This is a genomic window from Rhodoferax sp., from assembly GCF_028688795.1.
Lineage (GTDB): Bacteria > Pseudomonadota > Gammaproteobacteria > Burkholderiales > Burkholderiaceae_C > Rhodoferax.
On sequence record NZ_JAQTXM010000020.1, the window covers coordinates 38,062 to 58,561 of the forward strand.

Consider the following 20,500-nt stretch of genomic DNA (forward strand, 5'->3'; position numbering starts at 1 on the left):
TCTTTACTCCGGTTGCGCGCTGTGACCCAGATGCAGCGGCTTGTGTTGAATAAGTTCAATCAGCGCCATGAGGCCAATGCCGCAGGCGCACAAAAATGCGGGCAAAGGCAACAGCGCAATGGGGTAACCCAACACCACCGAGTGGCTGTTCAGTCCCACCAAAATTTGTTGCCAGGCACCCCAGCCCAGTAGCCCGCAGGCCGTGAGCACCAGCAAACGGATCAGCACCGTGGCAGCGGTCATCAGGTGTGGGCGCTTCTGAAGCAAGGCCACAAAACTGGTGAACGCCATGTGTTCGCCGGCCGGGTAAGCGGCGGTGGCGCCAATGAACACCATCCAGACAAACAGCAGCCGTGAGAGCTCTTCGCTGGCCGCGATGCCACTGCCAAAACCGTAGCGCAAAACGACGTTGACGAAGACCGACAAGGCCATGGCACCCAGGCAAATCGCCATCAGGCTGCTGGCCAGGCGCTTGAGCTTGCTTTCTGGCACTTTTGGGGGCAATTCAGTGTTCATTCCGGGTCCTTGGTTTGCAGCCAGGCTGACACCTGTGCTTGCAGTTCTAAAGGCGAAGCCATCGCATCCAGACGCAACACACCCGCCTCGCCAACGGGTGTTTCCAGGGTGGCGAACTGGCTGTCTACCAGTGTGGTCGCGAAAAAGTGTGCGTTGGCACGGGCTTGTACCCGGGCTTGCGCGTCATCCCGGCCGATGTCAAGAAAGGCAAAACGCAGGGCTGGCGCCGCCTGACGCAAACGGTCCCGGTAAACTTTTTTGAGGGCTGAACAGGTGATGACGACACCTTCAGGATGGGTTTGCAACTGGGCACACAGGGCATCAAGCCAGCCTGCGCGGTCAACGTCAGTCAATGCAATGCCCTGGCTCATTTTTTGCCGACTGGCCGGGCTGTGGAAGTCATCGCCCTCAACCAATGGTAAGTGCTGAGCCTTGGCGACCGCCACGCCCAGACTCGATTTACCGCAACCAGCAACACCCATGATCACCACAGAATTTTTCATTTCATGCTCGGGATAGCGCTATCCAATTAAGTCAAATAAAAGACCTTCAAAAGGTCATCACGAATTTCGGCCAACCGCCTGAAGTACCTGAAAATTAAACTTGGCTTTTCAAGCATGCAGCTCTGGATAGCGCTATCCTACATCACGGCAACACACACCATCTCAGTATTTACCCTATGTCCAACACACCTCGACAGTCACGTCCAAGGGCCACTGGCCGCATCACCCTCGCAGATGTCGCGCGGGTGGCGGGGGTCAGCCCCATCACCGTGTCGCGGGCCCTGCGAGGTGAACGCGCCGTGGACGCGCTGCTGGTGGCGCGTGTGCAGGCGGCCGCCCAGGAGCTGGGCTACGTGCCTGATCCGGCGGCACGTGCCCTGGCCTCGCGGCACAGCGCGCAGGTGGTGGTGCTGGTGCCCATGCTGTCCAACGCACTGTTTGTCGACTTGCTTGAGGCAGTTCAGCGCACGCTGCGACCATCGGGTTACCAGATGCTGATGGGCGTGACCCATTACGACCCGAGCGAGGAAGAAAACCTGCTGCGAGAGTTGCTACAGCATCGGCCGGCCGGGCTGCTTCTCACCGGTGTGGAACAAAACGATGCCAGCCGCAAGCTGATGGCCCAAAGCGGCGTGCCGTGTGTTCACCTGATGGAGGCCGAAAAAACCGAGGGCATTTTCAGCGTGGGGTTTTCGCAAACCGACGCTGGCGCCGACATGACCCGGCACTTGCTGCAACGCGGCCGCAAACGCATTGTGTTTGCCGCAGCACAACTCGACCCGCGAACCCTGCAACGCCTGGCGGGTTGGCGCCGTGAACTCACCCGGGCAGGCCTCTTTGATGCGTCGCTGGAATGGCTTGACCCAGCGCCGTCATCCATGGCGCTTGGCGGCGACATGTTCAAGGCCATCATGGCGGCTCGGCCCACAACAGATGCCATTTTTTTCTGCAACGATGACTTGGCACAAGGGGCGCTGCTGGCGGCGCTGCGAATGGGGCTGCAGGTACCGCAACGGGTTGCAGTGGCCGGCTTCAACGACCTCACCGGCAGCGATCAGATGTTGCCGGCCCTGACCACCGTGCGCACCCCTCGCGCCGAGATGGGCAGCGCTGCAACCGCCATGTTGCTGTCGCTGATCAATGGCGAAGCCATTGCCTCGCCGTGCCTTGATCTAGGGTACCAATTGATGGTGCGAGAGAGCACCTGAGCAACTGCTACCCGTCGGGTATCAGTCCTTGAACTTGGCGGCAACCGCAGCCACCCGCTGGCCAAACAGGCGCGCGGTTTCCAGGTCGCCGGGCAACATTTCTGCAGGGGATGAGTCAGACGGCGACTGAGCCATGGCCCCGCTGAACGAGCCCACGTAGTTGATGTCGTTGCGCTGGGCTGCCTTGCTGTTGGCCGGCATCAATGCCGTGCCCACCCAAATGCCACCCTGCTGCATGGCCAGGGTGAACAGGTAATGCAGGGTTGAGAGCTTGTCGCCGTTCATGGTGGCGCTGTTGGTGAAGCCGGCAAACACCTTGTCTTTCCAGGCCTGGCTGAACCAGGGCTTGCTGGTGGCATCGGCAAATTTCTTGAACTGCCAGCTCACCGAACCCATGTAGGTGGGGCTGCCCATGATGATGGCGTCGGCCGCATTGAGCGTGGCCCAACCGTCATCCGACACATTGCCGTCACCATCGATGGTGACCAAATCGGCATCAGCACCGTCAGCCACCGATTGCGCCATGCGCAGGGTGTGGCCATAACCTGAATGAAAAACAACTGCTACTTTTGCCATTTTGAGAACTCCTTGTGAATAAATAAAAATTCAGATGTACGTCAAGCGCACAAATCAAACACCAGCACTTCAGCACCTTCGCCCTCGGTCAGCACGACCTGGCTCTCGTCTGCCAGCATGGCCGCATCACCCGTTTGCAGCGCCACACCGTTGACCTTCAATGCGCCGCGCACCAAATGCACATAGGCTTTGCGGCCCGCCGCCAAAGCAAGATTAGCCGCTTGCCCTGCTTCAAACAACCCGGCATACAGGCGCGCATCGGCGTGGATTTTCACCGAGCCTTGCGCACTGTCGGGTGAAGCCACTAGGCACAAACGCCCCTCTTTGGCAGACTCGGGAAATGTGGTTTGTTCGTAGCTCGGCTGCACACCCATCACATTGGGCTCAATCCAGATTTGCAACAGGTGCGTGGTGTCATTGGGCGCGTGGTTGAACTCGCTGTGCTGCACCCCGGTACCCGCGCTCATGCGTTGCACATCGCCTGGTGGAATCGCCTTGATGTTGCCCATGCTGTCCTTGTGCGCCAGAGAGCCCTGCAGCACATAGGTGACGATCTCCATGTCGCGGTGACCGTGTGTGCCAAAGCCTTTAGCTGGCGCAATCCAGTCTTCATTGATCACACGCAAATTACCCCAGCCCATGTGGTCCGGGTCGTAATAACCAGCGAACGAAAAACTGTGAAACGACTTGAGCCAGCCGTGGTCAGCAAAGCCGCGTTCCTGTGAGTGTCTGAGGGTCAACATGCAAGCTCCTTTACGAACGTTTTTGTAGCCTGAACTTTAGCCCTCTCACGCACCCGAACGACACAGCCTATTTGATGGCATCATTCAATCTGTTTGAACAAAAATGCACGAATCATGCAAACCGCACGTCATGTCTTGACCCCAGACGCCCTCGCCATGCTGCAAACCATCAACCGCACCGGAAGTTTTGCGGCTGCCGCGCGCAGTCTGGGGCTAGTGGCCAGCGCCTTGACTTACCGGGTGCGGCAAATGGAAGACGCACTTGACGTACTGCTGTTTGACCGCAGCTCGCGCCAAGCCAAACCCACTGAGGCCGGCCTGGAGTTGCTGCGCGAGGCCGAGCGCCTGCTGGAAGACCTGGACGCCGTGGCAAACCGCGTGAAACGTGTGGCCACCGGGTGGGAGCCGCAGTTCACCATTGCCGTGGACAGCATCATCGCCAAAGCCACAGTGATGGAGCTGTGCGACAGTTTTCTGGCGCAAGACCCGCCCACGCGCATTCGCCTGCGTGACGAAACCTTGTCCGGCACGCTGGAAGCCCTGGCCAGCGGCCAGGCTGACCTGGCCCTGGGCGTGGCGGACATGATTCCCACCAACACCCTGCAGGCCAAACCACTGGGCGACGTGCGGTTTGTTTACGCCGTGGCTCCGCATCACCCACTGGCCAACGCACCCGAGCCGCTCACCGATGAACTGATGCGCGCACACCGCGCTGTGGCCGTCGCGGACACCATCAGCCGTGGGCGTGGGGTCTCGATTGGCCTGCTGGGCGGGCAAGACGTGTTCACCGTGGCCACCATGCACGACAAGCTTGATGCCCAGTTACGCGGTCTGGGCTGTGGCTCGGTGCCGGTTTGTATGGCTGGGCCCTTCATTGCCAGCGGCCGCCTGGTCGTAAAAACCACGCAACACCCCGCGCGCTCAGTGGCCGTGAACTACGCCTGGCGCACCGCCAACAGCACCACGCAGGGCCGGGCCTTGCAATGGTGGTTGGCCCAACTGGAGAGCCCCACCACACGCAGCGCTTTGCTTGAGCGCCACCGAGGCGTGTAAAGTCGCCTACATACACACAGATTTACACCTTGATTTACTGGAGAAAAAAATGAGCACAACCCCACGCGCACCCCAACACTTTGCCGTTATCGGCGCTGGCATGGCCGGCATCACTTGCGCCCGCACCCTGGTCCAGGCCGGTCACCGCGTCACCATCTTTGAGAAAAGCCGGGGCCTGGGTGGGCGCATGTCCACCCGCGACAGCGCCTTTGGCACGTTTGACCACGGCGTCCAATACTTCACCGCACGCGACCCGCGTTTTCTGCAAGCCCTGGAAACCACACCCAATCTCTGCAAGCGTTGGAGCGCCAACACCGTGCAAGTGCTCGACGAGCTCGGCCACGTGGCAGCCCCCGGCCTAGCCAACCACGACGCCCATTGGGTTGGCGTACCCGGCATGAAAGCACTGGTAGCGGGCTGGGCCGAGCCCCTCAAGGCAGCCGGCAGCATTGAGATGCAAACCCGCGTGATGCAGATTGAGGCCGATGCGCTCCAATCAAAACAATGGCAACTGCGCACCGAAGGCCTGGACGGCGCCCAACATGTGTTCTCGGGGTTTGATGGTGTGCTGCTGGCCATTCCCCACGCCCAGGCGCAAAGCCTGCTGCAAACCTCCAAACAAGCCGCCCCTTGGGTTAAACAACTTGAGAAGGTCAAGGTAGCGCCATGCTGGACGCTGATGCTGGCTTTTCCGCAGGCCATGCAACCCGGCCTGTCGGCGCTGGGCCCACAGTGGAACGCCGCTCGCAGCACACACCACCGCATTGCCTGGCTGGCGCGCGAGTCCAGCAAACCTGGTCGCGACCCGATTGAACGCTGGACCGTGCAGGCCAGCGCCGCCTGGTCACAAGAGCACATTCAAGACGACCCGGCACGCGCCGAGGCCAAGCTGATCAAGGCGTTCTCTGAAGTCACCGGCATTCGCGCCGAACCCGCGCATGTGGACAGCCAGCGCTGGCTGTATGCCAAAACCGTGCAGCCGTTGGGCACCAGCCATTTGTGGGATGCCAAGAAGCGCCTGGGCGTGTGTGGCGACTGGTGCATCGGCCACCGCGTGGAAGACGCCTTTGTGTCGGGGCTGGAGCTGGCACTGACCGCGCTGTAATGCCGTCATGAACGCCGGATCATGTCCGGCGTGACCTCTCAGGATTCGGGCCAAATTTGTCACCATGCCCAAACGGCCAACACACCCGTGACCGCACCACACGCATCGCGTTACATCGGCCGCTTTGCACCGTCACCCACCGGGCCGCTGCACGCCGGCTCGCTGGTGGCGGCACTGGCCAGCTGGCTGGACGCCAAAGCCCATGGCGGCCAGTGGCTGGTGCGCATTGAAGACGTGGACACCACGCGCTGCCTGCCTGGCCTGGACCAGGTCATCCTGCAACAACTTGCAGCCTGCGGCCTGCACAGCGACCAGCCACCCATCTACCAATCACAACGCTCAACCCTCTACCAACAGGCATTGGACCGGCTGGTTGCCAGCGGCCACGCCTACCCGTGCGCCTGCTCGCGCCGCGACATCGAACTGGCGCTGCAACACAGCGGCCAAGGCAAACCGCGCCACGGCGAACTGATTTACCCCGGAACCTGCCGGGATGGCTTGCACGGACGCACTGCACGTGCCTGGCGCTTTCGCACTGATTTATTTATAACAAATCACCCTGTACCCCTTATAAATAATGCGCAGGCAGCTACAAATTCAATAGCTATTAAATTACCAAGCTTGCGCTGGACAGATCGCCGCCTGGGGCCACAACAACAAGACGTAGAGGCCGAGGTGGGCGACTTCATCCTGAAACGCGCCGACGGTTGTTTCGCCTACCAATTAGCGGTGGTGGCAGACGATGGCGCCCAAGGCATCACCGACGTGGTGCGCGGTGAAGATCTGGCCGACAACACCGCCCGCCAAATTTTGCTGCAACACGCCCTGCAGCTGCCCACGCCGCGCTACCTGCACACGCCGCTGGTGTTTGGCGACAACGGCGAGAAACTCAGCAAACAAAATGGGGCTCAGGCGGTCAATACCAACACACCGCTGGCCACCCTGAATGCCGCCGCCAAAGCACTGGGGCTGGACGCGTGCACCAGCACGGTGCCGCAAGCGCTGTTGACCTGGATCACTCAATGGAAAACCCTGTACCAGGGCAATCCGCTTTAGTCTTTTCAAATCGCTGGTCTCCCTCCATAATTCGTTGAAGGGAAGACCAAAATGATAAAACCAGCCGAAGTCACCATGTGCTTCACGCGCCAGGGCATACCCCGCGTGGTTTCAGCCAGTCAATCAACGCAAGATTTGTTGGGCTACACCGCGGCGCAGTTTCTCTGCGGTGCGGTCAAGTGGCCCGATTTGGTTCACCCTGATGACCAAGACATCATCACGTGGCTTTGGTCGCCCACGCTGTCGCCCGCCACCGGCAGTTTCAACATCCGAATTCGCCACCAGGATGGCCGAATTCGCTGCGTACTGGGCCGCTACACACTGCAAACCGACACCAAGACTGGTACGCAACCCGAACCCACGCTGAACCTTCAATTGACCGATGCACGGTACTTGTATCAGCACAACCCCGTGGTGCTGACGCCCAGTTTTGTGGCCATGATGGAGAACACCGACGACTTCATCTACTTCAAGGACCGCAACCACGTCTTCACCGGTGCCAGCCAGACCCTGGTCAGCATCACCTCGCCCACAAAGCACTGGACCGACCTGATCGGCCAGACCGATTACGACGTGTTTCCTGAGGCATACGCTGACATTTATTACCGACTAGAAAAACAGGTTTTCGCTGGCCAGCCGGTTGCACAGGAGATCCAGGGCTACGTGGCCAACGACGGCCACACCGGCTGGGTGGACAACCGCAAGTACCCAATTGCCGACGCCGAGGGCAAGCTCATCGGACTGTTTGGCATTGCCCGTGACATCACCGACCTCAAACGTGCCCAAGACGCGCTGACGGAAAGCGAACACCGCTTTAAAACCATTTTTGAGGATCTTCCGGCGATATCAGTGCAGGGCTACGATAAAAACCGCCGGGTGATCTTCTGGAACCGGGCCAGCGAAACGATCTATGGCTACACGCGTGAGCAAGCGCTGGGGCGTCGACTTGAAGAGCTGATCATCCCCGAGCCCATGCGCGAAGCTGTCATCGGCTTTGTCAGCGCCTGGGTGCAGGGAGGCCCAGCGATTCCTTCGGCAGAACTGGTTTTGCAAGGCGCGGATGGCTCGCCAGTCGAGGTGTATTCCAGTCACGTCATGCTCAAAAGCAGCAGCGGCGAGCCGGAAATGTATTGCATTGACATCGGCATAGCAGAGCGCAAGAAAGCGGAGCACGCCCTGCGCGCCAATGAGGCATTTTTGTACACCATCATCAATGAAATTCCCGATCCGCTGATTCTGAAAGACCAGAAGGGCGATTTCCTGCTGGGCAACCGTGCGGTGGCCAAGTTATATGGCACCACACCCGAAGCCATGGTCGGCAAGCATGACGGTGACTTTGGCGTACCGCAGGCGTTGGCAGAATTCTTCCGGGAAAACGTGCTGGACATCATGGCCAAGGGTGAAACCCAGGTGGTGTTTGAAGACAGCCGAGATGCCGCTACGGGTGAGATTCGCCACTACCGCTCCATCAAAAAACCATTCAAAAACACCGATGACCAAAACCAGATTCTGATCCTGGCGCAAGACATCACGGACGTGATCCGGGCGCAGCGCCAGGTGGCCGAGAGCGAACAGCGGCTGCAGCAAGTCATGGAAATCACCCGCGAAGGCATCTGGGACTGGCACGTGCCCACCGGGAAGGTTTTGCACAACCGGCAATGGTATGAAACGCTGATGTATCCGGAGGATGGCGTACCGGGAACCCTTGAAGACTTCATGGCGCTTGTCCACCCTGAAGACCGCGAGACAGTCAACTTGCGCATCGGTGACCTGATGGCTGGCACCAGCGCCAACTACCGCTCCGAGCACCGCCTGCTGCGCAAGGACGGCAAAGTCATTTGGGTGCAGGACCGCGGGCGCGTGGTGGAACGCGATGCGCAAGGCCAGCCGCTGCGCGTGGTGGGCAGCTTTGCAGACATCAGTTTCCAGAAAGAACACCAGCATTACCTGGAACGCATCGCCCATTACGACCAGCTCACCGGCCTGGCCAACCGGGTGCTGTTGGCCGACCGCATGCGCCAAGCCATGGCGCAGAGCAAACGCCATGGGCGACTACTGGCGGTGGCTTATCTGGATCTGGACGGCTTCAAGGCCATCAATGACCGCTACGGACACACCACCGGTGACAGGTTGCTTCAGGCCCTGGCGACCCAGTTCAAAGCCATGATGCGCGAGGGAGACACCATGGCCCGCATGGGCGGTGACGAATTCGTGGCTGTGTTTGTTGACCTGCAAGACGTGCACGGCAGCTTGAAACTCATCACCCGATTGCTGGAAGTGGCCGCACACCCAGTGGTGGTGGACGGCCAAAGCCTGAGCGTCTCGGCCAGCATTGGCGTGAGCTTTTTTCAGCAGGCCGACGACACTGACGCCGACCAGTTGCTGCGCCAGGCCGACCAGGCCATGTACAGCGCCAAACTGGCGGGGAAAAACCGCTACCACCTGTTTGATGCCGTGCATGACCGCAGCCAGCGCGTGCGCAACGAAACCCTGGAGCGCGTTCACCAGGCGCTGGCTGATCAGGAGTTTGTGCTCTATTACCAACCCCAGGTCAACCTGCGCACCGGCGTGGTGGTTGGCACCGAAGCACTGATCCGTTGGCAGCATCCGCAGCAGGGCCTGCTGGCACCAGGTTTGTTTCTGCCCGACATCGAAGGCCACGCCATCAGCGTGAAGCTGGGCGAATGGGTCATTGAAACTGCGCTCCAGCAACTGGAAGACTGGGCAAAGGTCGGGCTGAACCTGTCTGTCAGCGTCAATATTTCGGCGCACCACCTGCAGCAGCCTGATTTTGTTAAAAAGCTCAAGACCCAGTTGGACGCCCACCCGATGGTGCCGCACGGCCACTTGGAGCTTGAGGTGCTGGAAACCACGGCGCTAGATGAACTTGACTCGGTGGCTGAACTGATGCGAGCTTGCGCCAGCATGGGGATTGCCTTTGCACTCGATGACTTTGGCACCGGTTACTCCAGCCTCACCTACCTGAAGCGGCTGCCCGCACAGGTGCTCAAAATCGACCAATCGTTTGTGCGCAACATGCTAGACGACCCTGAGGACCGGGCCATTGTGGAAGGTGTGTTGGGCCTGGCGCGGGCCTTTGGCCGCCGGGCTGTCGCTGAAGGCGCAGAAACTGCGGCGCATTGCAAGCTGTTGTTGCAGATTGGCTGTGATCTGGCGCAGGGCTACGGCATCGCCCGCCCGATGCCCGCCAGCCAGCTACCCGCCTGGGTGGCAGGCTGGCGGCATGATCTCTACAATCCAGCCCCGTGAACGATACCCAAACCACCCCCCCAAACGCCCCTGTCCCCGCCCCTGAACTGGCGCGCACCCCACGCATTCGCCCGCAAACGCTGGCAGACGTGGCCTTTCCCAAGACCATCAAGAGTTTTGTGCGCCGCGCGGGCCGCGTCACCACCGGCCAGACCAAGGCGTTTGCCGAGCTGGGCTCAACCTATCTGTTGCCCTACCAGCCAATCACTCTTGATTTTGCAGCTGCTTACGCAGACGTGGAAAGGGCTAGAGGCCAAAATGATATAAAAAACAGGCCCACCGTTCTAGAAATTGGCTTTGGTATGGGCGAGGCCACGGCGCACATTGCAGCGCTGCTGCCTGACACCAACTTCTTGTGCTGCGAGGTGCATGAGCCTGGCGTGGGCGCCTTGTTGAAACGCATTGGCGAGCAACACCTGCACAACATCCGCATCTGCGCGCATGACGCGGTCGAGGTCATTGACCACATGCTGCCGCAGCATTGCCTGGACGGCGTGCACATTTTCTTCCCCGACCCGTGGCACAAAAAGAAACACAACAAGCGCCGCCTGATTCAAGCCCCGCTGATCGCCAAGCTGGCTGCGCGCCTGAAAGTCGGTGGCTACCTGCATTGCGCCACCGACTGGCAGCCCTACGCCGAGCAGATTCTTGAAGTGCTCAGCGCCGAGCCCTTGCTGAAAAACACCGCTTTGGCACAACACCCAGAGTTGCTGGGCTACGCACCCAAGCCACATTACCGCCCACTCACCAAGTTTGAAAATCGAGGCATCAAGCTAGGCCATGGCGTTTGGGACGTGGTGTTTGAGCGGATTTAAGCCGCCCACCCGCAACGGCATTGGCCCCAGCTGTGTCGGTTTGCCCGCCGGGCAGTGGCCAACTTTGCTGGACTTTTTGACAGAACGCTTCCCCAATGTCAGCCGCCAAACCTGGCTGGAACGCATGGCGCGCGGTGATGTGGTCAGGGAACAGGGCGGCCTTGTCACACCAGAGCTCGCCAGCCAACCGCCCTACCCGGCCCACCAACGCATTTACTACTACCGCGAGGTGCCTTTTGAGGCACCCATTCCGTTTGACGAAGTGGTGCTGTTTGAAGACGCCCACCTGATCGTGGTCGACAAGCCGCACTTTTTGCCCGTGGTGCCCTCGGGTGGCTACTTGACTGAAACCGTGCTGGTGCGCCTGAAAAAGAAACTGGGGCTGGATGACCTGGTGCCGATCCACCGCATCGACCGCGACACCGCCGGGCTGGTGATGTTTTCAAAACAACCCGCCACGCGTGCCGCCTATTGCGGGCTGTTCAGCCAGCATGCCGTGCGTAAAACCTACGAAGCCATTGCCCCGTGGCGCGATGACCTGGTGTTTCCGTTGACGCGTCAGAGCCGCATCAAGGAAGCCGGCCACTTCATGCTGCAGCACGAGGTGCCTGGCCCGGTCAACGCCATCACCCACATTGACGTGCTGGAGGTGCGCGGCAACCTGGCCCGCTACCAACTCAAGCCCATCACCGGGCAGCGGCACCAATTGCGGGTGCATATGCTGAGCCTGGGATTGCCGTTGCAGGGCGACGGGCTCTATCCCACGCTCACCCCCGAAGGGCAGATGGACCACACCAAACCCTTGCGGCTGCTGGCCAAAGAACTGGTGTTTGTGGACCCGGTGAGCGGCGAGGCCCGGCAGTTTTCAAGTGCCAGAGCTTTGAGCTTTTGCTGATCTCGGGGCTGCGTGGCTTGCCACCAAAGCACCCCAATGCAGTTATTGCGCCTTGAAACCGCTCTCGGCAATGATGCGCGCCCAGGTTTTAGCGTAAGCCTGCTCTCGGCTGGCCAACTGTGCGGGGGTCATGTAGCCCACCGTCAAGCCCATGGCAGTCAGGCGCTCGCGCACATCGGGCATGGCCACCACTTTGGCCACAGCGTTCGAGAGTTTGTCAACCGTGGCTTGCGGCGTGCCTTTGGGGGCAAAAATGCCGTAAAACGGCAAGTCTTCAAAGCCGGCCAAGCCCAGCTCGGTGAAGGTGGGCACATCAGGCAGCGCCGCTTGGCGCGTCTTGCCCATCACCGCCACCATGCGAATCTTGCCGGCCTTCTGGTTTTCATAGAAGTCGGGCATGGAGCCCACCCCGGCGTGGATCTGGTTGCCCAGCATGTCGGCCATCATGGGCGCGCTGCCGCGGTACGGGGCGGCTTGCAGGTCCAGCTTGTATTTTTGGCCAATCACCTTGACCAAAAATTCAGGTACGGAGGCCGGTGCTGGCACGCCCACCGTGTCAAGGCCTGCGCCCTGCTTTTGCACCCAGGCCACATATTCCACCATGCTCTTGGCGGGGGTGCCGCCAGACACAGCCAAGCCATTCACAAAGGTGGCAAAACCTGCGACGGGTACAAAATCCTTATTGGAATCGTAGCCCGGGTTCTTCACCACCAGCGGCAGGATGGTGATGGTGTGGTCGTGCGACAAAAACAGCGTGTTACCGTCTGGCGCCGCCGCCTTGAGCGCCTGCGCCGCAATTTGGCCGCCGGCACCGGCCTTGTTGTCCACCACCACCGACACGCCAATCTGGTCTTTCAGCTTGTCAGCCAGGATGCGGGCAATGGCATCGGTGCCACCCCCGGCCGGGAAACCCACCATCAGCTTGACCGGCCCAGTTTGGGCCTGTGCCAGGCCAGCGGCAAGCAAGGTGCCGACTGCCAAGGTTTTGGCGATTTGCTGAACGAATTGACGAACTTGAAACTGAACCATAAGAACTCCTGAGTTTGAAATCTTTCAGACCTGGTTTAAAACGTGCCCGGGTAGGCGCCACCATCTGCCAACACATTTTGCCCGGTCATGTAACCGGCTTGCTGGCTGCATAAAAATGCGCAAATGGCACCAAACTCATCCGGTGAGCCAAAGCGTCTGGCCGGAATGGCGTTGCGCCGCGTCGCTGCTACGGTTTCAACTGACTGCGTCGTTTTGGCCGCCGCGGCTTGAAATATGGCCTGCAGGCGGTCGGTGTCAAAGGCACCGGGCAACAGGTTGTTGATGGTCACACCCTGGGCGGCCAAGCCACTGCGCGCCAAACCGGCCACAAAACCCGTCAGGCCGCTGCGCGCGCCGTTGGACAAGCCCAACACGTCGATCGGCGCTTTGACGGCGCTGGACGTGATGTTGACAATGCGCCCAAAACCGCGTGCCGCCATGCCATCCACCGTGGCCTTGATGAGCGCAATGGGCGTCAGCATGTTGGCGTCGACGGCCTTGATCCAGTCGTCACGCTCAAAGCTGCGGAAATCCCCGGCGGGTGGGCCCCCGGCGTTGGTGACCACGATGTCAAAGTCGGCGCGCATGGCAAACACCGCAGCCCGGCCCACCTCTGTAGTGATGTCTTTTGCAATAAATTGCACTGTAGCCCCCGTATTAATTGCGTGGGTAGCTATTAATTTTGATGCAGCGGCTTGCAGTGCCTCAGCCCCACGGGCGACCATCAGCACGTTCACCCCCTCAGCCACCAGCGCCGTGGCGCAGCCCAGCCCCAGGCCTTTGCTGGCGCCACACACCAAGGCCCATTTACCGGCAATTCCTAAATCCATGGAGGTCTCCTGAAAAAATCACGCCCTACGTGGGCGGCTGGTAAAAACAAAAATTCCCGCCACAACCAGTGCCGTACCCGCCGCCACCCAGGCGGTGAACGGCTCGCCAAGCAGCAGCACACCCATCAAAATGGTGGACATGGGGCCAATCATGCCGGTTTGTGCGGCCAGGCCAGCGCCAATTCGCTCAATGGCCATCATCACCATCAGCACTGGCGCGGCTGTGCACAGCGTGGCGTTCAGGATCGACAGCCAAATCACTTCTGGGGCCACCAACGCCGCGCTCATGGGCCGCAGCAGCACAAACTGGCCTATACAAAGCACGCAAGCCACTGTGGTGGCCAAGCCCACCAGCCGCAGCGAACCCAGCCGCTGCACCAGTTCGCCACTGAAGCTGAGGTAAACCGCATAACTGACCGCGCTGCCAAACACCAGCACCGCGCCCAAAGCGGCATCCGCGCCGGCAAAACTGATCTCGTGGCCAAACACCAGAATCACCCCCGCATAACTGATGGCCATGCCAAAGGCCTGGCGGCGGCTGATGTGGCGCTTGTACAGCACCAGACCCAGCAGCAACACCAGCGTGGGGTTGAGGTACAGGATGAGCCGCTCCAACGAGGCACTGATGTAGGCCAGCCCGGCAAAGTCGAGAAAACTCGCCAGGTAATAGCCAGTGAAACCCAAGCCAAGAACGCCCCACCAGTCATGCCGTGTCAGTGCTGGCTTGCCCCGACTGGACCACCAGGCCATCACGGCAAAAATGGGCAGCGCAAACAGCATGCGGTACATGATGAGCGTGACGGCATCGACGCCATGGCGGTACGCCAGCTTGACGATGATGGCCTTGCCGCTAAAGGCAATGGCGCCGATGGTCGCCAGGATCAAACCAGTTGCTACATTACCAATAGCTGGTTGCGCTTTATTCATATGGGCTAGGGGCCAATTTCTTATATATTTTTTGTGAGGCGGCTAGTCTTCAACAAACGCAATTTCACGGGTTTTTCGAATGGCTGGCAGCAGCACCAACACCAGCAAAGCCAGTGCCGCCAACAGCAAGCCTGCTGAGAGCGGACGGGTGACAAACACGCTCCAGTCACCGCGCGAAAACAACAAGGCGCGGCGCAGGTTTTCTTCCATCATCGGCCCCAGGATGAAGCCCAGCAGCAGCGGTGCAGGCTCCATGCCGAGCTTGATGAACGCATAACCAATGATGCCAAACAGGCCCACCATCCAGATGTCAAAGATGTTGTTGTTGGTGCTGTAAACGCCAATCGCGCAAAACAACACAATCGCCGGAAACAGCCAGCGGTAGGGCACGCTGAGCAGCTTGATCCAGATGCCGATCAAGGGCAGGTTCAACACGATCAGCATGGCGTTGCCAATCCACATCGAGGCAATCAAGCCCCAGAACAGCTCGGGGTTGCTGGTCATGACCTGCGGGCCGGGCTGGATGTTGTGGATGGTCATGGCACCCACCATCAGCGCCATCACGGCGTTGGGTGGAATGCCCAAGGTGAGCAGCGGGATGAACGAGGTTTGCGAGGCCGCGTTGTTGGCGGCCTCAGGCGCGGCCACGCCACGAATGTTGCCTTCACCAAAGGGCACTTCACCCGGCTTGAGTCGGGTCTTTTTCTCAAGCGTATAGGCGGCAAAAGCGGCCATCACCGCGCCGCCACCGGGCAAAATGCCCAGCACAGAACCCAGCCCGGTACCACGCAAAATGGCTGGCCACATGCGTTTGAAATCCAGTCGGCTCGGCATCAGGCCATGCACATTGGCCGTGAACACCTCACGTTTGCCGTCTGGGTGATTCAGGTTGCTGATGATCTCGCCATAACCAAACATGCCCATGGCAATCACGATGAAACCAATGCCGTCGGTCAATTCGGGAATATCAAAACTGTAGCGCGCCACGCCCGAATTCACATCGGTGCCGACCAGCCCCAGCAGCAAACCCAGCAAGATCATGCCAAAGGCCTTGAGCAAGTCACCCGATGCGAGCACCACCGCGCCCACAAGGCCCAGCACCATCAGCGCGCAGTATTCGGCCGGGCCAAACATGAAGGCCACTTCGGTCAGTGGCACGGCAAATGCGGCCAGCACCAGGGTGCCGACACACCCGGCAAAAAACGAGCCAATACCAGCCGCGGCCAGCGCTGGCCCAGCACGGCCCCGGCGCGCCATTTGGTAGCCATCGATCACCGTCACCACCGACGAGGCTTCGCCCGGCAAGTTCACCAGAATGGCGGTGGTGGAGCCGCCGTATTGCGCCCCGTAATAAATGCCAGCCAGCATGATCAACGCCGCCAACGGTGGCAGCGCGTAGGTGGCGGGTAGCAGCATGGCAATGGTGGCCAACGGGCCAATGCCGGGCAACACACCAATCAGCGTGCCCAGCAGGCAGCCGACAAAGGCGTACATCAGGTTGACGGGCGTGAAGGCCACGCCAAAGCCCAGTGCCAAATGCTCAAACAACTCCACCGTCAAGCCCCCGACACAAAAACCGGCCACACCGGCAATTGGAGTTTGAGCAACAGCACAAAGGCCAGATAGCTCAAGGCGGCAAGCGCCGTGGCCAGCAACGCGGCTTCCTTGAACTTGAAGCGCTCCCCGGCCAGACAAGCCGCAAAGGTCAGCAGGTAAATGCCCACCATCAAGCCCAGCGCCGGCAACTGCAAGCGCGGCAACCCGCCCAGCGCCACACCAAACAGCAGGTTGGCCGAAATGATGGCCACCAGCGGTTTCCAGGCCCACGGGCCAATGACCTGCGAAGCGTCGGCTTGCGACAGCGCGGCACGCAACATCATCACCCCGCCCAGCAACGCCAGCAGTACGCCCAACAGCATGGGAAAGTAACCCGGCCCCATGCGTGCCGCCGTGCCCACGGTGTAGCGCAGCGCGCCCCAGGCAAAGGCACTGCCGACCAGCGTGAACAACAAACCGGCGTAAAAGTCTTTGGCGTTTTTCACTGCGACTTATCGAAGCACATCACGTCAACGGCGGTGTGCTCGACAGCACTTCTTCCAGTACCGTCAGCCCTTCGGCCACGCGCAGCGCGCCGGCCAGGCGCAGCGGGCGCATGCCATCACTGATGGCCTGCCGCTTGAGCGCATCGGCATTGGGTTCGCGGTTGATCTTTTCCTTGAACGACTCAGACACCACCAGCAGTTCATACAAACCCATGCGGCCCATGAAGCCGGTCATGCGGCAATCCACACAGCCCACCGCCTTGAAGGGTTTGTAGGGGCCGTTGAGCTGCCAGGGTTTCACCACCTCAGCCAGTGCCTCACGCGTGGCGGCCGGGTCTGGCACTTTGCACTGCGGGCACAGGGTGCGCACCAGCCGCTGCGCCAACACACCCAGCAACGTGGCATTGATCAGATATGACGGCACACCAAGCTCCATCAAACGGGTAACGGCACTGGGTGCATCGTTGGTGTGCAGCGTGCTGAACACCAAGTGGCCGGTGAGGGCCGCCTGCACGGCCATCTCAGCCGTGGCGTGGTCGCGGATTTCGCCCACCATGATGATGTCGGGGTCTTGCCGCATCAGGGCGCGCAAGCCTTCGGGAAAGCCAAAATCAAGTTGCGGCTGCACCTGCGTCTGGTTAAAAGACGGCTCGATCATCTCAATCGGGTCTTCCACCGTGCTCACGTTCACCTCTTCGGTGGCGACACGTTTCAGGGTCGAATACAGCGTGGTGGTTTTGCCGGAACCCGTGGGACCGGTCACCAAAATGATGCCGTTGGGGCGCTTCACCAGCGCCTCCCAGCGCTGCGCGTCGTGGCTGGAGAAGCCCAGGGCGCTGAGGTCTTTGACAGTGGTTTCCGGGTCAAAAATGCGCATCACCATCTTCTCGCCAAACGCCGTGGGCAAGGTGGAAATGCGCATTTCGATCTCATCACCACCGGGGTTACGCGTCTTGATGCGGCCATCTTGCGGGCGGCGTTTTTCCACCACGTCCATACGGCCAAGCAGCTTGATGCGCGCCGTCATGGCAACCAGCACACCCATCGGCATCTGGTACACCGGGTGCAACACGCCATCGATGCGAAAACGGATCACGCCTTGCTCACGACGCGGCTCCAGATGGATGTCGCTGGCGCGCTGGTCAAACGCATATTGCCAGAGCCAGTCCACCACCTGCACCACGCTTTGGTCGTTGGCGTCGAGCTGCTTGTTGCTCTTGCCCAGCTCCACCAGTTGCTCAAAGCTGCTGCTGGCGTTGTTGCCAGCCTTGGCGGCAGCACGCACGGATTTGGCCAGAGCAAAAAATTCAGCGGTGTAGCGTTTGATGTCCTGTGGGTTGGCCAACACCCGGCGCACACTGCGGCGGCTTTGGCGCTCCACTTCAGCCACCCAATCGGTCAAAAATGGCTCGGCCGTGGCCACCACCACCTCATGCGCGGTGACTTGCACCGGCAAAATTTTGTGGCGTTCGGCGTAGGCCGCGCTCATGGCATCGGCCACCTTGCCCACATCGACCTTGAGCGGGTCAATACGCAAATACGCCAAGCCCGCGCGCACGGCCAGCCACTGCGTCAGGGCTTCCATGTCAAGGGGCTTGTTGTCGCTGGCGCGGTACACGGTCACGCTGACCAGGCGCACCAAGGGGTGCTGTGCGCTCTCGGCCTGGGCGCAGCGGGTATGGATGCGCTGCGCCTCGGCCGCAGAGATCACGCCGTCCGCCAGCAGCCATTGCACCAGACGACGCCAATCCAGCGGACCAGCAGCCGTGGGCCCAACAGGCTTGGGGCTGGCGGCTTGGTTCATGACAGCATGGGCTTGAACACCCGCACCCATTTGCTGGCCGGCAGGCCCCAGTTGAATTCGATCAGGTCGGCACGCGCCATCAACAGCTCACGCTTGGGGCGACTCGATGTGTGCTGGGCCAGCACCACGGTGTTGCCTTCACGCGTGGGCTTGAAGGCCCAGATGGCCTCTTTGCCAAAGGCAGCCGACATTTTCTCGACACTTCGGGCAAAGCTGGAAGCGCGGCCAAACAGGTTCACCGTCATGCAGCCCTCAGGCGTCAGCAAGCGGCGGCAGTTGTTGTAGAAAGGCAGGCTGTCAAGCACCGGGGCGGCGGCTTCATGGTCGTACAAATCCACCTGTAGCGCGTCCACTGTGCCCCACCATTTTGGGTTCTGTATTTCTTGTGCCGCATCGTTCACCACCACCTGCATGCTGGGGTTTTCAGCAGGCAGCTTGAACCAGTTGCGACACGCCGCCAGCACCTGCGGATTGAGCTCAATGGCGGTGGTTTTCATGCGCAGTTCTTTGGCGCAGAACTTGGTCAACGACCCGGCACCCAGGCCGAGTTGCAGGGCTTGGCGCTCTTTGACGGACTCAGGCGGCACAAACAGCAGCCAAGCCATCATGCGCTGAATGTATTCGTGCACCAGCGCATTAGGCTCGTCCGTGTACATGGAGCCCTGAATCCACTCGGTGCCCAGGTGCAGGTGGCGCACCGGGCCGTCATCAGAGAAATTAACTTGCGGAAGAGCGTGGGTATGTTTTTTCAAGATGCCCGAATTATCCCCGCTGGGATTGGCTGCGGACATGGTCCACCATCAGGCAGCGGTCTTGCACCACCTGCAGGCCTGCGGCGCGTGCTTTGGCCACGGCGGCATCATGGCGCACACCCAGCTGCAGCCAGATCGCGGGCAGCTTCAGCGCAATGGCTTCGTCCACGATGGGGGGAACATCGTCACTGTTGCGAAACACGTCGACCAGGTCAATTTTTTCTGCGGATACGGCATCCGTCAGGGTGGCATAGACCACCTCGCCCAGAATGCGCGTCCCACTATTTGCGGCCACCGGGTTCACGGGCACCACGCGCCAGCCCTGTGACTGCATGTACTGGCTGACGTGGTAACTGTCGCGGTGCGCCTTGGGTGACAAGCCCACCACGGCCACGGTGCGGCAGTTGGCCAGGATGTGAGTGATTGCTTGGGCGTTGGTCGTGTTGTCAGAGGTCATGAGTTTTGTCCTGAGATAGGTGAGTTATTGAACAAAGTGGGCAGCAAAGCGCTTATTTTGGGCAGTGCCGCCAGCGCATTGCGCGTGGTGGCTTGCGCCAGTTCTTCCAGGCTGATGCCGCGCAACGCCGCCAACTCTGCGGCAATGCGTGGCAACTCGGCGGGGGAATTGACGCCCTGCGCCTCACCCGCCGTGCGCTGCTCGGTGGTTTTGTAAAGCCAGTGTGGCGGCATGTCGGGCGCGTCGGTTTCCAGCACGATGGCCGCCAGCGGCAAAGCGGCCGCCAAACGCCGCAGCTGCAACGCCCGCTCATAGGTCAAGGCTCCGCCAAAACCGAGCTTCAGACCCAAATCGATGAAGGCTTGTGCTTGCTGCGTGCTGCCATTGAAGGCATGGGCAATGCCGTGCCAGGATTGCGGGAAAGCTATGTCAGTTGCACCTGCGACTTTGGCCTTGCGCCCCACGGCCCGCAGCCCCTTGAGCACCTGATCCGCAGAGCGGCGCGAGTGCAACACCACCGGCAAGCCGTGCTTGCGAGCCAACCTGAGTTGCGCCAGATAAAAATATTCCTGATGCTCTCGCAAGGGGCTCACACACAACTCGGGCACGAAATAATCCAGCCCGATTTCGCCCACGGCCACCAGGCACGGATCGTCTTTGTACTGCGTGAGCGCAGCGTCCAGTCGGTCCAGGTCGTCGTCTTGAGCGCGGCTGACGTACAGGGGGTGAATCCCCAGGCAATAGCTGTCACCACCTGCATGGGCCACGGCACGAACCGCCTCAAAGTTGGCCACCTCAACCGCTGGCACCACGCAATGCACTACATTATTTATAGCTGCTTGCGAACGTTCCATAGGGGCTAGAGCACAAAACTCTTGTGCATCGAGGTGGCAGTGGGTGTCGATGAACATCATCGCCC

The 20,500-nt window shown here is 60.4% G+C and carries 20 protein-coding genes; 7 read left to right on the forward strand and 13 right to left on the reverse strand.

The window, feature by feature from the left end:
- Positions 1 to 3: 3 nt before the first annotated feature.
- Positions 4 to 516 (reverse strand): TRAP transporter small permease, encoded by a 513-nt coding sequence (locus tag PHQ58_RS14975; RefSeq protein WP_300112242.1) that lies wholly within the window; start codon positions 514 to 516, stop codon positions 4 to 6.
- Positions 513 to 1,019 (reverse strand): gluconokinase, encoded by a 507-nt coding sequence (locus PHQ58_RS14980; protein ID WP_300112243.1) that lies wholly within the window; start codon positions 1,017 to 1,019, stop codon positions 513 to 515. The genes PHQ58_RS14975 and PHQ58_RS14980 overlap by 4 nt, the downstream gene beginning before the upstream one ends.
- 176 nt (positions 1,020 to 1,195) lie before the next feature.
- Here PHQ58_RS14980 and PHQ58_RS14985 point away from each other — a divergent pair, with 176 nt between their 5' ends.
- On the forward strand, positions 1,196 to 2,227 hold the full coding sequence (locus PHQ58_RS14985; protein WP_300112245.1) for a LacI family DNA-binding transcriptional regulator: 1,032 nt from the start codon (positions 1,196 to 1,198) through the stop codon (positions 2,225 to 2,227).
- 21 nt (positions 2,228 to 2,248) lie between these two features.
- On the opposite strand, the gene PHQ58_RS14990 is transcribed toward PHQ58_RS14985, so the two are convergent.
- Entirely contained in the window at positions 2,249 to 2,803 is a 555-nt protein-coding gene (locus PHQ58_RS14990; protein ID WP_300112247.1) for a flavodoxin family protein, read from the reverse strand.
- A gap of 41 nt (positions 2,804 to 2,844) precedes the next feature.
- The gene (locus PHQ58_RS14995) at positions 2,845 to 3,546 is read right to left on the reverse strand and encodes a pirin family protein (protein ID WP_300112249.1); all 702 of its coding nucleotides are present in this window, start codon (positions 3,544 to 3,546) and stop codon (positions 2,845 to 2,847) included.
- A gap of 114 nt (positions 3,547 to 3,660) precedes the next feature.
- On the opposite strand from PHQ58_RS14995, the gene PHQ58_RS15000 reads away from it, so the two are divergent.
- From PHQ58_RS15000 to PHQ58_RS15025, 6 genes are read left to right on the forward strand one after another with little or no spacing between them, the layout of a single operon-like run.
- The gene (locus tag PHQ58_RS15000) at positions 3,661 to 4,599 is read left to right on the forward strand and encodes a LysR family transcriptional regulator (RefSeq protein ID WP_300112250.1); all 939 of its coding nucleotides are present in this window, start codon (positions 3,661 to 3,663) and stop codon (positions 4,597 to 4,599) included.
- A gap of 49 nt (positions 4,600 to 4,648) precedes the next feature.
- Positions 4,649 to 5,704, forward strand: coding sequence for an NAD(P)/FAD-dependent oxidoreductase (locus PHQ58_RS15005; RefSeq protein ID WP_300112252.1), 1,056 nt, complete (start codon positions 4,649 to 4,651; stop codon positions 5,702 to 5,704).
- 21 nt (positions 5,705 to 5,725) lie between these two features.
- Positions 5,726 to 6,760, forward strand: a complete 1,035-nt coding sequence (gene gluQRS / locus PHQ58_RS15010; protein WP_300112254.1) for a tRNA glutamyl-Q(34) synthetase GluQRS — start codon at positions 5,726 to 5,728, stop codon at positions 6,758 to 6,760.
- 51 nt (positions 6,761 to 6,811) lie between these two features.
- On the forward strand, positions 6,812 to 10,030 hold the full coding sequence (locus PHQ58_RS15015) for an EAL domain-containing protein (RefSeq protein WP_300112256.1): 3,219 nt from the start codon (positions 6,812 to 6,814) through the stop codon (positions 10,028 to 10,030).
- Between the two features lie 47 nt (positions 10,031 to 10,077).
- Entirely contained in the window at positions 10,078 to 10,845 is a 768-nt protein-coding gene (gene trmB / locus PHQ58_RS15020; protein WP_300112324.1) for a tRNA (guanosine(46)-N7)-methyltransferase TrmB, read from the forward strand.
- Positions 10,832 to 11,740 carry a pseudouridine synthase gene (locus PHQ58_RS15025; RefSeq protein ID WP_300112258.1) on the forward strand — a complete coding sequence of 303 codons (909 nt, stop codon included), beginning with the start codon at positions 10,832 to 10,834 and terminating at the stop codon, positions 11,738 to 11,740. The genes trmB and PHQ58_RS15025 overlap by 14 nt, the downstream gene beginning before the upstream one ends.
- A 42-nt stretch (positions 11,741 to 11,782) precedes the next feature.
- Here the strand turns inward: PHQ58_RS15025 and PHQ58_RS15030 are convergent, their stop codons facing one another.
- The 9 genes from PHQ58_RS15030 to PHQ58_RS15070 are packed head-to-tail and all read right to left on the reverse strand — an operon-like array spanning position 11,783 to position 20,495.
- Complete coding sequence (locus tag PHQ58_RS15030; protein ID WP_300112259.1) at positions 11,783 to 12,769, reverse strand: Bug family tripartite tricarboxylate transporter substrate binding protein; 987 nt, start codon at positions 12,767 to 12,769, stop codon at positions 11,783 to 11,785.
- 35 nt (positions 12,770 to 12,804) lie between these two features.
- Entirely contained in the window at positions 12,805 to 13,599 is a 795-nt protein-coding gene (locus tag PHQ58_RS15035) for an SDR family oxidoreductase (RefSeq protein WP_300112260.1), read from the reverse strand.
- 18 nt (positions 13,600 to 13,617) lie between these two features.
- The gene (locus PHQ58_RS15040; protein ID WP_300112262.1) at positions 13,618 to 14,526 is read right to left on the reverse strand and encodes a DMT family transporter; all 909 of its coding nucleotides are present in this window, start codon (positions 14,524 to 14,526) and stop codon (positions 13,618 to 13,620) included.
- Positions 14,527 to 14,568: 42 nt separating this feature from the next.
- Positions 14,569 to 16,080, reverse strand: coding sequence for a tripartite tricarboxylate transporter permease (locus PHQ58_RS15045; protein ID WP_300112326.1), 1,512 nt, complete (start codon positions 16,078 to 16,080; stop codon positions 14,569 to 14,571).
- A gap of 2 nt (positions 16,081 to 16,082) precedes the next feature.
- Positions 16,083 to 16,568: a tripartite tricarboxylate transporter TctB family protein gene (locus PHQ58_RS15050; RefSeq protein ID WP_300112264.1), complete on the reverse strand. Its 486-nt coding sequence runs from the start codon at positions 16,566 to 16,568 to the stop codon at positions 16,083 to 16,085.
- A 19-nt stretch (positions 16,569 to 16,587) separates the two neighbouring features.
- The gene (locus PHQ58_RS15055) at positions 16,588 to 18,372 is read right to left on the reverse strand and encodes a GspE/PulE family protein (RefSeq protein WP_300112266.1); all 1,785 of its coding nucleotides are present in this window, start codon (positions 18,370 to 18,372) and stop codon (positions 16,588 to 16,590) included.
- Positions 18,369 to 19,163 carry a spermidine synthase gene (locus PHQ58_RS15060; protein WP_300112268.1) on the reverse strand — a complete coding sequence of 265 codons (795 nt, stop codon included), beginning with the start codon at positions 19,161 to 19,163 and terminating at the stop codon, positions 18,369 to 18,371. The genes PHQ58_RS15055 and PHQ58_RS15060 overlap by 4 nt, the downstream gene beginning before the upstream one ends.
- On the reverse strand, positions 19,135 to 19,581 hold the full coding sequence (locus PHQ58_RS15065; protein WP_300112270.1) for a CoA-binding protein: 447 nt from the start codon (positions 19,579 to 19,581) through the stop codon (positions 19,135 to 19,137). Before PHQ58_RS15065 ends, PHQ58_RS15060 begins: the two co-directional genes overlap by 29 nt.
- On the reverse strand, positions 19,578 to 20,495 hold the full coding sequence (locus PHQ58_RS15070; RefSeq protein WP_300112271.1) for a TatD family hydrolase: 918 nt from the start codon (positions 20,493 to 20,495) through the stop codon (positions 19,578 to 19,580). The genes PHQ58_RS15065 and PHQ58_RS15070 overlap by 4 nt, the downstream gene beginning before the upstream one ends.
- Positions 20,496 to 20,500: the final 5 nt, after the last annotated feature.

Coding starts and splice junctions, on each gene's coding strand:
- PHQ58_RS14975 (WP_300112242.1), bottom strand. CDS start 516: ATGAACACTGAATTGCCCCCAAAAGTGCCAGAAAGCAAGCTCAAGCGC.
- PHQ58_RS14980 (WP_300112243.1), bottom strand. CDS start 1,019: ATGAAAAATTCTGTGGTGATCATGGGTGTTGCTGGTTGCGGTAAATCG.
- PHQ58_RS14985 (WP_300112245.1), top strand. CDS start 1,196: ATGTCCAACACACCTCGACAGTCACGTCCAAGGGCCACTGGCCGCATC.
- PHQ58_RS14990 (WP_300112247.1), bottom strand. CDS start 2,803: ATGGCAAAAGTAGCAGTTGTTTTTCATTCAGGTTATGGCCACACCCTG.
- PHQ58_RS14995 (WP_300112249.1), bottom strand. CDS start 3,546: ATGTTGACCCTCAGACACTCACAGGAACGCGGCTTTGCTGACCACGGC.
- PHQ58_RS15000 (WP_300112250.1), top strand. CDS start 3,661: ATGCAAACCGCACGTCATGTCTTGACCCCAGACGCCCTCGCCATGCTG.
- PHQ58_RS15005 (WP_300112252.1), top strand. CDS start 4,649: ATGAGCACAACCCCACGCGCACCCCAACACTTTGCCGTTATCGGCGCT.
- gluQRS (WP_300112254.1), top strand. CDS start 5,726: ATGTCCGGCGTGACCTCTCAGGATTCGGGCCAAATTTGTCACCATGCC.
- PHQ58_RS15015 (WP_300112256.1), top strand. CDS start 6,812: ATGATAAAACCAGCCGAAGTCACCATGTGCTTCACGCGCCAGGGCATA.
- PHQ58_RS15030 (WP_300112259.1), bottom strand. CDS start 12,769: ATGGTTCAGTTTCAAGTTCGTCAATTCGTTCAGCAAATCGCCAAAACC.
- PHQ58_RS15035 (WP_300112260.1), bottom strand. CDS start 13,599: ATGGATTTAGGAATTGCCGGTAAATGGGCCTTGGTGTGTGGCGCCAGC.
- PHQ58_RS15040 (WP_300112262.1), bottom strand. CDS start 14,526: ATGAATAAAGCGCAACCAGCTATTGGTAATGTAGCAACTGGTTTGATC.
- PHQ58_RS15055 (WP_300112266.1), bottom strand. CDS start 18,372: ATGAACCAAGCCGCCAGCCCCAAGCCTGTTGGGCCCACGGCTGCTGGT.
- PHQ58_RS15060 (WP_300112268.1), bottom strand. CDS start 19,163: ATGTCCGCAGCCAATCCCAGCGGGGATAATTCGGGCATCTTGAAAAAA.
- PHQ58_RS15065 (WP_300112270.1), bottom strand. CDS start 19,581: ATGACCTCTGACAACACGACCAACGCCCAAGCAATCACTCACATCCTG.
- PHQ58_RS15070 (WP_300112271.1), bottom strand. CDS start 20,495: ATGATGTTCATCGACACCCACTGCCACCTCGATGCACAAGAGTTTTGT.